The organism is Flavobacterium lipolyticum (assembly GCF_020905335.1).
Classification (GTDB): domain Bacteria; phylum Bacteroidota; class Bacteroidia; order Flavobacteriales; family Flavobacteriaceae; genus Flavobacterium; species Flavobacterium lipolyticum.
This window is the reverse complement of record NZ_JAJJMN010000001.1, coordinates 852123-868937: the sequence shown is the minus strand read 5'-3', so window position 1 is coordinate 868937 and position 16815 is coordinate 852123. Positions and strand designations below refer to the sequence as shown.

Below are 16815 nucleotides of genomic sequence, written 5' to 3'. Positions count from 1 at the left end.
AAAAAGTAATATATTGTATAATATTTTGTGGTAATTAGAGAATAAAAGAGCCAGTTTCAGCTTTTGTTTTTTACTATTGGGATCATTGTTTTAATATTTCAATCTACATAAATAAGTGATATATGGTTTTTGATTTATATGGAAATGAGAATTGCTTAGAGGTAAATAATTTTTATAAAAAATTGCTTGCCGAAATGCCGGATCTGCTGTTTCAGTTTGTTGTGGACAGCGAAAACAGGTATACTTTCCCTTTGGTTAGTAAATCAGCTGACGATATTTTTGAACTTAGTGTAAAAGAGTTTACCAATGACATTAAATTGGTCATTTACGACCGGATTTTTCCTCAGGATCGTGATGTGTTTTTTCAGTCTTTAGTCAAAGCACGTAAAGAAGCAAAGCCCTGGAATGTTGAATTTAGAGCTGTTTTACCTAAAAAAGGGATGCGATGGTTCAAGGTTTCTGCCAAAACAGAGCAGTCCGCTGACGGGTGTGTTAGCTTTTTTGGACATGTTTCGGATATTACGGAATTGAAAGATAAGGAAGAAAAACTACGTATTTCTGAAGAGCGTTTTCAATTTGCTCTAGAGGCCTCTACTGCCGGAATTTGGGATTGGGATATGGTAACCAATAGGGTTTTCTATTCGTCATTGTCGTTAAAAATTTTAGAATTAGATTCCGCTGATATTTTCGATGATCCGGAACGTTGGGATAAGATTGTGCATCCCGAGGATCTTCCAAAGTACTATTCGGATATACAGGAGCATTTTGATAATAAGATCCCATATTACGAAAATTACCATCGCGTCATGACTTCAAGTGGTAATTATAAGTGGATTCTGGATCGTGGAAAGGTGATTGAAAGGGATGAAAATGGAAAGCCATTGCGTGTGATCGGGACACATACTGATGTTTCTTTGCAAAAAGAGAAAGAGTTGGAGCTCTTAAAAACGATGAAATTGTACAGTGATCAAAATAGCCGATTGGTGAATTTTTCACATATCGTTTCACATAATTTGAATACGCAGGCCGGAAATATAAAGTCGATCCTCGATTTCATTGACGCGGATGTTGACAAACAAACTGTAAACGAAATGTTAGAACATTTGCGAACTGTTTCTAATGATCTGAACGATACGATTGCCAATTTAACCCAGATTGTAAAGACACAAAGTAATATCAATATTGCTGTGGCGCCATTAAAGCTTTCAGAATACATTGAGAAAACAATTTCAACGATTAGAGGGTATGACAAGGATAAGAAAGTTACCATTGTAAATAATGTTCCAAGGTATTTGACAATTAATTTTAACCCGGCTTATCTGGAAAGTGTTTTACTGAATTTTACAACAAACGCTATAAAGTATGCGCATCCGGACAGAGATCCTGTTATTGTTTTTGATTTTTCAATCGAACCGGACGGTTACAAGTCGTTAAAAATTACGGATAATGGTTTGGGAATCGATTTGGCGGTGTACGGTGATTTGTTGTTTGGAATGTATAAAACTTTTCACAAAAATCAGGAGGCAAGGGGAATTGGACTTTATATTACCAGGAATCAAATCGAGGCAATGAAAGGGAGTATTTCAGTAGAAAGTACAGTGGGAGTAGGAACGAGCTTTAAAATTATCTTTAACGATATTTAGGGGGTGTTGCAGTCTCAGTCGCAGTGACAGTAGTCATGGCAGTAGTTTTATTGATAATGTTAGTATCAATATTTAGGACGGTTTATCACGGTTGTCGTCCTGAGTGAAGTCGAAAATGTGAGTCTGAGCGAAGATTCGAGTATCAGTCTGAGCGAAGATTTGAGTGTCAGTCTGAGCGAAGATTTGAGTGTCAGTCTGAGCGAAGTCGAAGACTGATGAGCTAAGTGTAAATTACCAGACCGTAGTGGTAGTGATATAAAAAATAAAGGCTATCCGTTTTAGAAGATAGCCTTTATTTTTATGAATAATATATAGAAAGATTACTTTGCAATATTAACCGCTCTGGTTTCTCTAATTACAGTAACTTTTACCTGACCCGGATAAGTCATTTCAGTTTGGATTTTTTGTGAAATCTCGAAAGATAAATTCGCAGCATTGTCATCAGAAACTTTTTCGCTTTCTACAATTACACGAAGTTCTCTACCAGCCTGAATTGCGTATGCATTTTTCACACCGCTAAATCCGTAAGCAACTTCTTCAAGATCTTTCAAACGCTGAATGTATGAATCTAAAACCTGACGTCTCGCCCCTGGTCGTGCACCTGAAATAGCATCACAAACCTGAACAATCGGAGAAAGTAAAGATTTCATTTCGATCTCGTCGTGATGCGCTCCAATAGCGTTGCAAACTTCTTCTTTTTCGCCATATTTCTCTGCCCACTGCATACCTAGTAAGGCGTGAGGTAAATCACTTTCAGTATCCGGAACTTTACCAATATCGTGAAGTAAACCAGCTCTTTTGGCTAATTTTACGTTTAAGCCTAATTCGGCAGCCATGATACCACAAAGTTTAGAAACTTCTCTGGAGTGCTGTAATAAGTTTTGTCCGTAAGAAGAACGGTATTTCATTCTACCTACAACTTTAATCAATTCAGGATGTAAACCGTGAATTCCTAAGTCGATAACAGTACGCTTACCAACTTCGATAATTTCGTCGTCAATTTGTTTCGCTGTTTTAGCAACTACTTCTTCAATTCTTGCAGGGTGAATACGTCCGTCTGTTACTAGTTTATGCAAAGATAAACGGGCAATTTCTCTACGAACAGGGTCAAAACAAGAAAGGATGATCGCTTCAGGTGTGTCGTCAACAATGATTTCAACTCCCGTTGCAGCTTCAAGAGCTCTAATGTTACGTCCCTCACGTCCAATGATTCTACCTTTTACATCATCAGATTCAATGTTGAATACTGAAACGCAATTTTCAACTGCTTCCTCGGTTCCAACTCTCTGGATCGTATTGATGATAATTTTCTTCGCTTCTTGCTGCGCAGTAAGTTTTGCCTCTTCGATAGTGTCCTGAATGTGAGACATTGCTTTGCTTTTAGCTTCGGCTTTTAATCCTTCTACTAATTGCTCTTTTGCTTCTTCGGCAGAAAGTCCTGAGATTACTTCAAGCTGTTGCAGTTGACTTTTGTGTAATTTGTCAACTTCAGTTTGTTTTTTGTCTAAAACGTCAATTTTGTTGTTGTATTCCTGTGTTTTGGATTCAAACTCGTCGTTTACTTTTTTTGCCTTCGAAAGTTCGTTAGAAACTTGTGATTCCTTATCGCGTACTCTTTTTTCAACCTCCGCTACTTTTTTGTCTCTCGCTAAAATAACTTGTTCGTGCTCTGATTTTAGTTCGATAAAACGCTCTTTTGCCTGAAGAATTTTATCTTTTTTGATATTTTCTGCTTCTAAATTAGCATCTTTTAAAATGGAAGCTGCTTCTTTTTTGGCGTTTTTAATGAGGTTAGAAATATTGCTTTTTTCGATAATTTTAGCAATTGCAAAACCTACCGCAATTCCTATAATACCTGAAATAATGATCGTTATTATGTCCATGTTTGTAAAAATTTATATATAAAAAAAGCCTACATTAATTGCTTGAATAAACTCGTAAAGACAAGTTTTGAGCTAACTCACTGTTCAAGTTTCCAAGCCGAAGCATGGCATACTATAGTAGCGACGATTTGCTCATTCTAAATTGTTAGTGTTGAGTTTACCAATTGTGAACTAATGTAGGCAGTATCTTAGTTGTTGTAAAAGAACGTTTAATTTTCGAGATATTGATCTAATAGCGCATTTAATCTTTTAATTCTTTCGATAGTTTCTTCTCCATCGATCGCATTGTCAATTTGTTTTTGTTCGACTTGCGATGCAAATTGCAGGGCACACATCGCCAGAACATCTTGTTTGTCACGAACCGCGTAACTTTCTTCGAATTGCTTAATCATAGCATCAATTTTTTTAGAAGCACTTCTGAGTCCTTCTTCCTGAGCAGGTTCAACCGTTAAAGGGTAAACTCTGTCTGCAACTGATATTTTAATTTTAAGCTTTCCGTCCATGTCGTCTTGGTTAATCGGATAACTGTGCTATACAGTAGTCAATTTCGCGAATTAATGAATTTATTTTAAGCTTTGTCTCTCTCTTGTTGTTGTCACTGCCGAGTAACGAATTGGCGATCTTAAGTGTTTCATGTTGCCTTTTCAAAGCTTCAATTTCTTCAGATTGTTTCTGGATAATTTGCGCAGCTTTGGCTAATTCTAATTGTAAAGCCTGATTATTATGCTCCAAGCCTTTCGATTTCTCAAAAAGCTTTTCGACTTTATATTCAAGAGTATCAATTATTTCGGCAATTACACTCATTATAAATCCTATTCATTACTTAATCCTACAAAGTTAGTATTCCTTTTTATTAATGCAATTTTTTATCGATTTTTTTACATTAAAAATAAACAAACGAATGAAATTCAATCGATTGTATTTTTGTGGCGTGATACTCGGTTTTCGCTTCTTAATTTTTTATCTTAGCAAAAATGTTACTTATGAGATTTTCGTTACTTGCCCTGCTTTTTAGTCCGTTTATTTTTGCGCAGACGCAATATCCAAAAGATTATTTTCGTCCGCCACTGGATATTCCCATGCAGCTTTCCGGTAATTTCGGGGAGTTGAGGCCAAATCATTTCCATGCGGGGTTTGATTTGAAAACGAATCAGAGAGAAGGATTAAATGTCTACGCCATTGCTGACGGATATGTGTCGAGAATTAAAATTTCGACTTTCGGCAACGGTAAATGCATCTACATTACACATCCAAACGGATACACTTCGGTATATGGACATTTGCAAACTCCGGTAGGATCCATTTTGGATTATGTGACAAAAACGCATTATAAAGAAAAGGCCTATGAAATTGAAATGTTTCCAAAACCCAACGAACTACCGGTTGCAAAAGGTGATCTGATTGGACTTTCCGGCAATACAGGTTCATCAGAAGGACCGCATCTTCATTTTGAAATTCGGGATACTAAAACAGAATTTGTGATTAATCCCCTATTTTTTGGCTTCGATAAAAATCTAAAAGACACTAAAAAGCCTGGTATTTCGAGTGTGTATGTTTATCCGATGGATAATGCAACGGTAAATCAGTCCAAACAGCCTTTGTTACTGAATGTCGCCTTGCAGAAAGACGGGACTTATCTGGCTGGTAAAGTAAAAGCCAATGGTAGAATTGGTTTCGGAATTTCTGCAGTAGATTATGATGATGTTTCGTTTAATAAAAATGGTGTTTTTAATGTTTCTACTTTTCTGAACGGAAATCAAAATTACAATTATCAATTCAATACCTATTCCTTCGATGAGATGCGATACATAAATGCTTTTATCGATTATGGTAAATATAAAAAGTCGGGTCAGCGGGTTCAGAAACTCTTTATGAAAACACCTTACGCGTTGAGCATTATTAAGACTGATTCCTTACGTGGAATTGTTTCAGCCCAACCTAATTTAGCATCCACTTACAGAATTGAGGTTTCGGATTATTTTGGAAATTTAAGCACGGTTACTGTTCCGGTTGAATACGACACGGCAACGCCAATTGTCAAAGAGGAGCCAGTAACTTCAAAATACTTTATTAAAGCCAATAAAGATTCAAATTTTGAAAAAGACAATATGTCTGTGTTTTTTCCGGCTGGAACTTTTTATGATGATTTTAATTTAAACTTTGATGTTAAAAATAATCGTATTTACGTTCACGACGATACCGTTCCGGTACACTCCAATTTTACCATTACGATTAAGGACAGCTCGTTTCCGGAAACCCTGAAGGATAAACTTTTTATTGGAAGATTTAGCGGAAACTCTGCCAGTTATAACGGAACAGTGAGAAAAGGAGATGTTTTTACTGCCAAATCAAAAATATTAGGGCAATTTGGATTAGTTCTGGACACTATAGCGCCTGTCATTAAAATCGTAAAACCAATTCAGGACAAGTGGATTACGGGAGTTAAAAAGATAGAATTTACCATTAATGATGCTTCTTCCGGAATCAAATCGTACAACGGTTATCTTAATGGGAACTGGATTCTGTTTGAATATGAAAGTAAATCAAGAAAAATAACGCATACTTTTGATGATACTCTCCTTGCAGAAGGAGCAAATGATTTAAAAATTGAAGTGATTGATAATGTAGGAAATTCTGCTATCTTTGAGACTCATTTTTTTAGAAGCCAACAAAAATAAAACCCAAACACTTGAATCAAATTAAGTTAATAGCCGTTTTCCTTTTTTTATGCACGACCAGTATTTCATTTGCTCAGAAGGCTCATGTAAAAGGTGTTATTCTGGATGAGCAGAAACATCCTGTGGCTGGAGTAAATATCAGTTCTTCCGGGAATGTTTCGCAATCTGATTCAGATGGTTTTTATGAAATTATAGTGCCGTCAGGTAAAAAGATTTCGTTGATTTTTACCCACGTCTCTTTAAAAATGATGAGTCTGACCGTACATTTAGCCTCAAATGAGATTTTCGTTTTTAATCCCTTAATGAGCAGTTCCGAAGAACAAATGGGAGAAGTTTTTGTTTCTTCTAAAAGTAAGAAGAGGATTCAGGGTATCGCAAATGTCGATGTCGCTACCATTAAAAAAATACCGGGAGCCAATGCCGGAATCGAGAATATTTTGAAAACACTGCCAGGTGTAAATTCCAATAATGAACTGAGTACACAATATGCTGTTCGGGGTGGAAATTACGATGAAAATCTGGTGTATGTGAACGAAGTCGAAGTCTATCGCCCGTTTTTAATTCGTTCCGGGCAACAGGAAGGATTGAGTTTTACCAATACCGATTTAGTGCAGAATGTTGACTTTTCGGCAGGAGGATTTCAGGCAAAGTTTGGAGATAAATTATCCTCTGTTTTAGACATCACTTATAGAAAACCAACGCAGTTCGGCGCTTCGCTTGAAGCCAGTTTGCTTGGCGGAAGTATATCGGTCGATGCGGTTTCTAAAAATAAGAAATGGTCGGCTGTAACCGGAGTTCGTTATAGAAATAATAGCTTGTTGGTGAATAGTCAGGACACGCAAACGAATTATACTCCAACTTTTGCAGATATTCAGACCAATGTTAATTATGATATTTCTAAAAAATGGCAAATGAGCTTTTTAGGGAATATCTCCCAAAACAAATATTTGTATCAGCCTTTAACCCGTGAGACAAAATTCGGGACCATAGATCAACCGATGGCGCTTGCCGTGTATTATGAAGGCAGGGAACGGGATCAGTACAATACCTACTTCGGTGCCTTGAAAACGACTTACAAAGCTTCACCTACTTTTACTTTGAAATTAATTGGTTCCCTTTTTCATACCATAGAACAGGAGCATTTTGATATTCTCGCACAATATCGTTTGGGTAATATAGAGAATGAAGACACCTCAAATGTTGATTTCACTCGTGGAATAGGTTCGCAATTGAGCCATGCCCGAAATGATTTGGATGCGTTAATTGCCAATGCAGAAATCAAAGGTTTTAAAGAATGGAAAAATGACAGCCAGTTGGAATTTGGTTTGAAATATACGCGTGAATCGATTCGGGATCGAATTGTAGAGTGGGAGATGATTGATTCGGCTGGATTCTCGATTAATCCACCTATCGCTTTTTTACCGAAGAACAATCAGCCTTATAAGCCTTATACGGGGCCGTTATTACCGTATCAGGAGGTACGAGCGACAAATTTTAATACCATAAACCGCTTTTCGGGATATGCGCAATGGAATAAAAAATCAGAAATAGGATCCAGTCAGGTTTGGTACAATCTCGGAGCTCGTTTTCAGAGTTGGAATGTTTCAGGAAGTGCTGTTGAAGGTAAGACTCAAACCGTTTTCAGTCCGCGTGCCCAATTTACTTTAAAACCGGATTGGGATATGGACATGCTCTTCCGACTTTCCGGAGGATTGTACCATCAGCCCCCTTTTTATAGAGAGCTTAGGGATTTAAATGGTGTGGTAAATCCAAATGTGAAAGCGCAGGAATCCGTTCATATCGTTTTGGGGAACGATTATAATTTTAAAATGTGGAACCGTCCTTTTAAATGGGTTACAGAACTTTATTATAAATCGCTTTCGGATGTAAATGTGTATTCGATCGATAATGTCAGAATTCGATATGTTGCCAACAATAATGCAAAAGCTTACGCGCAAGGAGTTGATTTCAGACTGAATGGCGAGTTTGTACCCGGAACAGAATCATGGATTAGCTTTGGGTATTTAAAAACTGAAGAAAACTATGAAAACAAAGGTTATATCGCGAGGCCTACAGATCAGCGATTGAAATTTGCGATGCTGTTTCAGGATTATATGCCAAGTATTCCAAGTGTAAAGTTGTATTTGAATCTGGTTTATAATACCGGTTTACCCGGAGGAGCACCGGCCTATTCAGATCCATATCTGTACCAAAGGAGATTGAATGATTATCGCAGAGCCGATGTTGGTTTTGCGAAAGTTTTTGTAGATGGAAACACGAAAGTTGCTAAGGCTAAATGGTTGAAGAATTTTAAAGAATTGTCTGTTGGAGTTGAAATTTTTAATCTTTTCAATAATCAAAATGCGATTACCAATACCTGGGTTCGTGATGTGTATTCTAAAAACCAGTATGCAATTCCAAATTATATGACCTCAAGGGTTTTTAATGTGAAGCTGAATGCGAGATTATAAAATATTGATTTCGTTCTTTCTACTAAGCAGGCAAGTATCTGCGTGAACAACTTATAGAAGTGGATTCTAGTAAAATTCAATAAAACTAGATAATACAATCAAAAATACTATATTTGATATCCTAATAGAATTAGCATACATGAAAAAGATCTTAACCTATATAGCCCTGGCAAGCATCGGAACACTTACAAGTTGTAAAGATGAAGTGAAGAAACCTAAAGTAATTTACGATACCGCCAGTAAAACGAGTACTGTTGCAAAAACAGATTCTACACAGATTGAAATAGCCGATTTGCCGATTCAAATGGAAGGAACAAGTTATTTGATTCATCCGGTTGGAGACTTGCGTGTTTTTGAAAAAGGAACAAAAGCCCGTTATGGCTCTTCGAGTGTAAATGATGTAAGTTTTACAATCTCTAATTTAGGAGAATTTGAAATCACGGGTTATTTGCAGAACCTGAAGTTTCAGAAAGTTGATTCAGATTCCATACGTCCTTTGACAGATAAACCAGCCCTGATTTTGACGGCTACTTATTTAAAAACGGTTGCTGATAAAACACAGAATCAGATTATGGTCTATACTCTGGCCGACTCAGATACCAATAAAGATGGTAAAATTGATACTAGTGATATTAAGACCTTGTATTTAAGTAATATCAGTGGTGAACACTTTACTAAAGTTTCAGAAGATTTTCAGGAATTGGTAGACTGGAATTTAATCGAATCAAGAAATCGTTTGTATTTTAGAACGATTGAAGATACCAATCAAAACGGGCAGTTTGATAAAAATGATGTTTTACACTATAACTATATTGACTTAGCTTCAAAAAAATGGGAAGTGAAGAGTTATAAACCTATTTAGGAGGTTCTAAGGTGCTGAGATTCTAAGATCCTAAGATTTTGAAACCAGAAAAAAGGCTTTTAAAAATTAAGTAAATTAATTTTTAAAAGCCTTTTTCTTTGAGATGATGCGTAAAATCCTTTTAACCTGTGCAATCTGTCGCAAAAAAAACTTAGAACCTTAGCATCTCAGAATCTCAGCACCTTTAAAAAAAACTATATCAAAATATCACTTTCCAGATCCGATTTCTCAATATCGAGATCAAATCCCAGGCGTTCCGTTAAATCAATTACCAGTTTTTTGTACCAGTTTTCGGATTTTGGATGAATGTAGATCTTTTCGATCAATTGCTTTAGGTCAACGTTGATTTTTAATCCATCGTTTAGTTTAATGTCACTTTTTGAAGTATCGGTAAGAATTCGAACTTCGCGCTCATATTGAAAGCTTTTGCGCTTAAATAAAAAGGGGAAAAATAAATTTTCAAACGGAATGTATTCTTTTTTGTAGTCGATATAATTTACTTCGCCAATGTATTGATCGAAATTGTTTTCCGGTTTTACAGCATTCTGTAATCTTCTAATGGTAGACTGAATAGCTAAGCCCTCATTGTTTTTGGTGAAAATCTGCCACATGGCAAACGATTCATATTCGTTGATGTGCCAGCTGCTTATGGCTACCTGTTCGCGATGGGTTTTGTAGTAATTTAAAAAATCAGGATTGTCTATGGCCAGTTTTTTAATCTCTTCAAAGGTTGGCTCGCTAAAAGTGCCCTCGTACTGATCCTCAAACTTGTCAGAACGGGACATGAATAGTTTTTTGGACATTAATAAATCAAGGAATTTAGATAAGTCTAAGTATTTCCAGACAATTGTATCCGGGTCATCCGGAAGTTTTATGTTTGAAGTATTAAGGTACATTTTTACGGATTTAAGAATATTCGAAATAAAAAAGCCACAAATTATACAGATAAATATAAGATTTTAATTCGTTGAGAGAAAAATAATCTGTGGTAATCTGTATAATTTGTGGCTAAGCCTGTCTGCTTATGTTTATGATTCGAAAGATTGCATAGTCACCAGTTTGTTGTAGGTTCCGTTGTGGGCAATCAATTCGTCATGAGTTCCTTGTTCTACGATTTTACCTTTTTGCATCACAACAATGACATCCGCTTTCTGAATGGTTGAAAGTCGGTGAGCAATTACAATTGAAGTTCTGTTTTGCATCATGTTCTCTAAAGCCACCTGAACAAATTTTTCGCTTTCAGTATCCAATGCCGATGTGGCTTCATCCAGAATCATAATTGGCGGGTTTTTTAAGACCGCTCTGGCAATTGATAATCGTTGTTTTTGTCCTCCTGAAAGTTTGTTTCCGCTGTCGCCAATGTTGGTGTAAATGCCTAAAGGAAGGTTGTTTACAAATTCAAAAGCATTTGCAATTTTTAAGGCCTCGATAATTTCATCGTCTGTAGCGTTTAGTTTTCCTAAGGCGATATTGGCTTTGATGGTATCATTGAATAAAATGCTGTCCTGAGTTACCAGTCCCATCAAACTGCGAAGAGACTGTAAGTTCATATCTTTTATATTGATGCCGTCAATCGAAATTGTTCCGTCGTTTACATCATAAAAACGGGTTAATAAATTGGCAATTGTGCTTTTTCCGCTACCGGATTGTCCAACAAGTGCAACGGTTTGTCCTTTTTTGATGTCAAGAGAAAAGTCTTTCAGAACTGTTTCATCTTCGTATTTGAAGTTGATATTCTGAACGCTAATGTTACTGTCGAACGTTGTTTTTTCAACTGCTTTGTCTTTAGAGGTAATGGTGTTTTCCTGCTCTAAAATTTCAAGAACACGTTCTGCAGCGGCGTTTCCTCTTTTTACCCCGTAAGAAGCCTTAGAGATTGCTTTTGCAGGAGTTAAAATATTATAAGCTAATCCCATATAGGCAATAAAAGAGGGACCGTCGAGTGTTTTTTCAATCAGAACCATTTGGCCTCCGTACCAAAGTAATATTGCAATTACAGTAATTCCCATAAACTCACTGGCAGGCGAGGCTAAGTTTTGGCGATTTCCAATACTGTTGGACAGTTTGAAAAAACGTTCCGTTGAATTTTGAAAGATAGTATTGAAATAGTTCTCAGCATTGTATCCTTTTACCACTTTTAAACCACCAATCGTTTCTTCGATAGTCGATAAAAAGCTGCCTTGTTCCTGTTGAGCTTTACCCGACTGTTTTTTTAATTGTTTTCCGATTAAGGAGATAATATATCCCGAAACAGGAATAAAAACAAATACAAACAGGGTGAGTTTAGCACTGATGATTAACATAGCACATATGGTAAAAACAATCGTTAAGGGTTCTTTTACGATAAGTTCTAAGATCGCTAAAAACGAAGTTTGAACCTCATTGACATCAGCAGAAATTCGGGAGATAACGTCTCCTTTTCTTTTTTCAGAATAAAAAGCCAAAGGCAGTTCCAATGTTTTTTTATACAATGCATTTCGCATGTCTCTCAATACACCATTTCGTAAAAAATTAATGAAAAACATAGCGAGATAGTCGGCTAAATTTTTCAGTAAAAAGATCGAAATGATAAGAGCAACCATCACAGAAAGTATAAATCCGGGATTATTAGGATCGGTATTCTTTGTAATGTAATAGCTCAGATAGTTTTCGGCAAATTCTTTTGCATGAGTAATTCCGTCATAAGTGGGCATTACATAATTCTTCTTCGTTTTGTCAAACAAAACCTGAAGCATCGGAATTAATGCCATGAAAGAAAGCGTGCTAAAAAGTGCATACAAAATATTAAAAAAGATATTTAAGAATGCATATCTTTTATACGGGTATATAAAAGGAACTATTTTTTTGAAATTACTCATTTATTTTTGATGTTATTTTCTGCTATGGCAATTGCTTTTTCTAGCTTTTCTAATAATAATTTTTTTTCAGGTAATTGGGTTAAATAGGCTGAGACTTTGATTTGTTCGTCATTGTCCAGCATTAGATAATTAATCTGTTCGGGTGATTTCTCACTGCATAAAATTAATCCAATTGGTTTGTTTTCTCCTTCTTTTTGTTCGTTTTTCTCTAACCAGCGTAAATACAATTCCATTTGGCCTTTATAGCCGGCTTTAAATTTTCCAAGTTTTAGATCAATAGCGACCAGAGATTTTAATCCCCTATGGTAAAAAAGTAAATCAATATAAAAATCTTCATTATCAATAGTGATTCTTTTTTGACGGGCTAGAAAAGCAAATTCACTGCCCATCTCTGTGATGAAGTTTTGTAATTGAGCTAAGATGGAACTTTCTAAGTCTTTTTCGGAATAAGTGTCATGTAATCCTAAAAAATCTAAGAAATACGGATCGCGAAAAGTTAAGTCCGGACTAATTAGTTTTTCGTTTTTGAGTAAAGCTAAATCATTAATGATTGTTTCTTCGGGTTTTTTGCTGATCGCAGTTCTTTCAAAAAGCATGCTGTCCACGCGGTCTTGTAAAGTTCGAACGCTCCATCTTTCGTGAATACTCATTTGGATGTAGAATTCACGTTTTATATTGTTGTCAATGCTTAGTATTGAATATAAATGAGACCAACTCAATTGTGCAGACAGTGTCTGCACAATTGTAAAGTCTTGAAAAATAGTGTTAAGTTTTATAAAACTATGAATGTTTCTTTTACTAAACCCCGTTCCGTATCTTTTGGATAATTCCAGGCTTAAGATTTGAACTGTTTTTTTTCCATAATCGGCCCGATCATTTTTTAGAATCTCTTCATTAATCGTTTTTCCGATTTTCCAATAAAGTATTGTTAATTCCTGATTAACCGTTTTGGCAACAAAATGACGTGTCTGATCTATTAGTCCAATTATCGAGTCTAATAGTTCAGGTTTGTCATTTGTGTCAGGCTTGTCACTCATTGTTTTATTTCAATTGCATACCTGCAATAATGCTTTGTATCTTTTCGTCCAGGTAGCTTTCTGCCGCATCGAAATCCTCAACGGAATCCAACTGTGCATTAACACTAATGTAGAATTTAATTTTTGGCTCAGTTCCACTTGGTCTTGCGCAAATTTTAGAACCGTCTTCAGTGTAATAAATCAATACATTTGATTTTGGAATATCCATTACAGATTCTTCTCCGGTCAATAAATTCAAAGCAATTGATGTCTGGTAGTCTTCCATCATGATCACACGTTGTCCGCTGATTTCTTTCAATGGATTTTCGCGCAAACTGATCATCATTTGGTTGATCTCTTCCAGACCCTGCATTCCTTTTTTTGTTATAGAAATCAAATGTTCTTTATAGAAACCGTTTTCAACATAAAGCTGAAGAAGTTCTTTGTAAACACTGCTTCCTGCTGCTTTTGCCTGAGCGGCAACTTCACAGATTAATAAGGTTGCAGCAACGGCATCTTTATCTCTTACGGCATCACCAACCATGAAACCAAAGCTTTCTTCACCGCCTCCAATAAATTGAAGTTGAGGAAAATCTTTGATCATTTTGGCAATCCATTTAAAACCTGTCAATCCTATTTTGCATTCAACACCATAATTAGTGGCTAATTCCATCATCATCGGAGTGGAAACAATGGTAGATCCAATGAATTGTTTTCCGTTAATTTTACCCGCTTTTTTCCATTGTTTCAATAAGAAAGCAGTCATCATAACCATAGTTTGATTTCCGTTCAGTAAAATCAGTTTGCCTTCGTTGTTTCTAACAGCAACTCCAAGACGATCGCAATCAGGGTCTGTTCCGATTACAATATCGGAATTCGTTTTATCAGCCAAAGCCAAAGCCATAGTTAAAGCTTCAGGTTCTTCAGGATTTGGAGATTTTACCGTTGGGAAATTTCCATCAGGAATAGCTTGTTCCGGTACGATGTGTACGTTTTTATAACCTGCCTGCGATAAAGTATCAGGAATAGATTTTATAGAGGTTCCGTGCAAAGAAGTAAAAACAATATGTAGGTTGTCTTTTGCTTTAGCAGGAGTATTGAAGCTTGCGTTTTCGATAGACGATTTTACAAAAGCTTTGTCAATTTCGCTATCGATATACTCGATCAGGCTTTCGTTAGCTTTAAATTTAATTTTATCATAACCTAAATTCTCGATCGTGTCGATAATTGCAGTATCCTGTGGAGGTACAATTTGTCCGCCATCTTCCCAGTATACTTTATAACCGTTATATTCCGGTGGGTTGTGAGAAGCCGTTAATACAATTCCACATTGGCAGCCTAAATATTTAAGAGCAAAGGATAATTCCGGAGTTGGTCTCAAATCTGAAAATAAATACACGTGAATTCCGTTTGCCGAAAAAACATCTGCAACAATCTTTGCTAAGGTATTGCTGTTGTGACGACAATCATACGCAATAACTACTTTTAATGGTTGGTTTGGGAATGCAATATGTAAATAATCAGATAAGCCCTGAGTGTTTTTTCCAAGGGTGTATTTGTTAATTCGGTTGCTTCCAACACCCATCACACCACGCATTCCGCCAGTTCCAAATTCCAGATTTTTATAAAAACTTTCCTCTAGTTCCTTTGGTGAGGTTGTCATTAATTCTTTAACAGCAGCTTGCGTTTCGCTATCAAATGTAGGGGTTAGCCATTCGTTTACTGCATTTAGAATATTAGGTGCTATATTCATCATTCGTGTCTTTTTGTATTAAAATAATAAGTTTTTTATAGAGCTTATTCCCGCTATCCGTTTCAATCTTTTTCTTTTTAAAGGAAAAAGAAAAAGGATTTTCACTACTATCGGGGCTAAGGTTTTGCGTTAAAAATTAACCTCTCGGGCTACTTTGTAACGAGCTTCGTTGTTTTTGGTTCTCAGGATAATTTCACCCAGAAAACCAGCCAGGAACAATTGCGTTCCCAGTATCATGGTAGTCAAAGCAATGAAAAACCATGGATTATTGGTGATTAGGCTGTATTTCATTCCGTTATACATATGGTATAATTTTGAAATTCCGATATAACCCGCCAGTAAAAATCCGATGATAAACATCAAAGATCCAATGGCACCAAACAAGTGCATAGGTCTTTTTCCGAAACGGGATAAGAACCAAATCGTAATCAAATCAAGAAAGCCGTTTATAAAACGTTCCATTCCAAATTTAGTTTCACCATATTTACGGGCCTGATGAATAACCACTTTTTCTCCGATTTTATTAAAACCGGCATTCTTGGCCAAAACCGGAATGTAACGGTGCATTTCGCCCGAAACTTCAACGTTTTTAACTACTGCATTTTTATAAGCTTTCAATCCGCAGTTGAAATCGTTTAACTCGACACCTGAAGTTTTTCTGGCGGCCCAGTTAAATAGTTTTGAAGGAAGATTTTTTGCTACTACAGAATCGTAACGTTTCTTTTTCCATCCTGAAACCAAATCAAATTTCTGAACTGTGATCATTTCATATAAACCCGGAATTTCGTCCGGGCTATCTTGTAAATCCGCATCCATGGTGATGATAACATCTCCTTGTGCTTTGGCAAAACCGGCATGCAGAGCCTGCGATTTTCCAAAGTTTTTCATAAAACGAATTCCTTTTACATTCGGATTTTCGTTAGAGAAACTTTCAATGATATTCCAAGAATCATCCGTACTTCCATCATCCACAAAAATGATTTCATAAGAGTAATTGTTAGATTGCATCACTTTAATAATCCACGAATAGAGTTCTTTTAGTGATTCCTCCTCATTAAGAAGCGGTATAAGTATAGATAAATTCATTTATTTTTTTTATTCTTGTGTAGTTTTGCTTTTAAAAAATGCGGCGAAAATTAATCCGAAAATGGCACTGATAACAATTGCAAAAACAGATCCCTTTAATAATTCAAAAGTCGAGTAAGGGCTGCTTTCTTTCATTTTGCTAATGGCTTCATTAATTGATGAAGCAGGAGCTCCAAATTTCTGCATCATGTTTGCAGTGTATTTGATCATGATTTCGTTTAAAGTATCTTTTGCGCCCGGATCAATAACGTTAAATAAAACAATATTAAATAAAGTAGAAATTAGAACCCCAATTACAGCTGCTATAAAGTAAGTGGTAAAAGCATCTTTGAAAGGGAAAACTCCTTTTAATTCTTTCTTGGTTTTAGAAAGTAAAACAATGCTGATTGTCAAACTGATTACAATACCTATGATACCCATCCACCAGGCTGTGAACAGATTCAGATCAATCGCGTATATCGTAGCAGTAAATAATGCAGATGCAATTCCAATCATTACACCGTAAGTAATTCCATTCTTTTTAATAACTTCATTGATCATATTTGTATATGTTTTAAAATTAATC

13 protein-coding genes are annotated in these 16815 nt (G+C 36.0%); 4 read left to right on the top strand and 9 right to left on the bottom strand.

All coding sequences use genetic code 11. The features are described from left to right. Positions 1–122 precede the first annotated feature (122 nt). A complete protein-coding gene (locus tag LNQ34_RS03815) occupies positions 123–1643 on the top strand; it encodes a PAS domain-containing sensor histidine kinase (protein WP_202701470.1) in 1521 nt (506 codons plus the stop codon). A gap of 320 nt (positions 1644–1963) precedes the next feature. Here LNQ34_RS03815 and rny read toward each other — a convergent pair whose 3' ends face one another. The 3 genes from rny to LNQ34_RS03800 all read right to left on the bottom strand — a co-directional run bounded on the left by rny (position 1964) and on the right by LNQ34_RS03800 (position 4330). Next, positions 1964–3526: a ribonuclease Y gene (rny, locus tag LNQ34_RS03810; RefSeq protein ID WP_202701469.1), complete on the bottom strand. Its 1563-nt coding sequence runs from the start codon at positions 3524–3526 to the stop codon at positions 1964–1966. A gap of 209 nt (positions 3527–3735) precedes the next feature. Further along, positions 3736–4029, bottom strand: coding sequence for a cell division protein ZapA (locus tag LNQ34_RS03805; RefSeq protein ID WP_017498112.1), 294 nt, complete (start codon positions 4027–4029; stop codon positions 3736–3738). A 10-nt stretch (positions 4030–4039) separates the two neighbouring features. Further along, positions 4040–4330, bottom strand: a complete 291-nt coding sequence (locus LNQ34_RS03800; protein WP_202701468.1) for a hypothetical protein — start codon at positions 4328–4330, stop codon at positions 4040–4042. A gap of 179 nt (positions 4331–4509) precedes the next feature. On the opposite strand from LNQ34_RS03800, the gene LNQ34_RS03795 reads away from it, so the two are divergent. From LNQ34_RS03795 to LNQ34_RS03785, 3 genes are all read left to right on the top strand, one after another. After that, a complete protein-coding gene (locus LNQ34_RS03795) occupies positions 4510–6204 on the top strand; it encodes a M23 family metallopeptidase (RefSeq protein ID WP_229998698.1) in 1695 nt (564 codons plus the stop codon). Between the two features lie 11 nt (positions 6205–6215). Beyond that, positions 6216–8675: a TonB-dependent receptor gene (locus tag LNQ34_RS03790; RefSeq protein ID WP_229998697.1), complete on the top strand. Its 2460-nt coding sequence runs from the start codon at positions 6216–6218 to the stop codon at positions 8673–8675. Positions 8676–8814: 139 nt separating this feature from the next. Next, entirely contained in the window at positions 8815–9537 is a 723-nt protein-coding gene (locus LNQ34_RS03785) for a hypothetical protein (RefSeq protein ID WP_229998696.1), read from the top strand. 194 nt (positions 9538–9731) lie between these two features. Here LNQ34_RS03785 and LNQ34_RS03780 read toward each other — a convergent pair whose 3' ends face one another. The 6 genes from LNQ34_RS03780 to LNQ34_RS03755 all read right to left on the bottom strand — a co-directional run bounded on the left by LNQ34_RS03780 (position 9732) and on the right by LNQ34_RS03755 (position 16790). Continuing rightward, the gene (locus LNQ34_RS03780; RefSeq protein ID WP_202701464.1) at positions 9732–10433 is read right to left on the bottom strand and encodes a DUF2971 domain-containing protein; all 702 of its coding nucleotides are present in this window, start codon (positions 10431–10433) and stop codon (positions 9732–9734) included. Positions 10434–10565: 132 nt separating this feature from the next. Continuing rightward, complete coding sequence (locus LNQ34_RS03775; protein ID WP_229998695.1) at positions 10566–12395, bottom strand: ABC transporter ATP-binding protein; 1830 nt, start codon at positions 12393–12395, stop codon at positions 10566–10568. Beyond that, positions 12392–13432 carry a PDDEXK nuclease domain-containing protein gene (locus LNQ34_RS03770; protein WP_202701461.1) on the bottom strand — a complete coding sequence of 347 codons (1041 nt, stop codon included), beginning with the start codon at positions 13430–13432 and terminating at the stop codon, positions 12392–12394. The genes LNQ34_RS03775 and LNQ34_RS03770 overlap by 4 nt, the downstream gene beginning before the upstream one ends. Positions 13433–13436: 4 nt before the next feature. Further along, positions 13437–15164, bottom strand: coding sequence for a phospho-sugar mutase (locus tag LNQ34_RS03765; protein WP_230000573.1), 1728 nt, complete (start codon positions 15162–15164; stop codon positions 13437–13439). A gap of 129 nt (positions 15165–15293) precedes the next feature. Further along, the gene (locus LNQ34_RS03760) at positions 15294–16250 is read right to left on the bottom strand and encodes a glycosyltransferase family 2 protein (protein ID WP_070907617.1); all 957 of its coding nucleotides are present in this window, start codon (positions 16248–16250) and stop codon (positions 15294–15296) included. A 9-nt stretch (positions 16251–16259) separates the two neighbouring features. Then, the gene (locus LNQ34_RS03755) at positions 16260–16790 is read right to left on the bottom strand and encodes a DUF4199 domain-containing protein (protein WP_202701459.1); all 531 of its coding nucleotides are present in this window, start codon (positions 16788–16790) and stop codon (positions 16260–16262) included. Between the last annotated feature and the right edge of the window lie 25 nt (positions 16791–16815).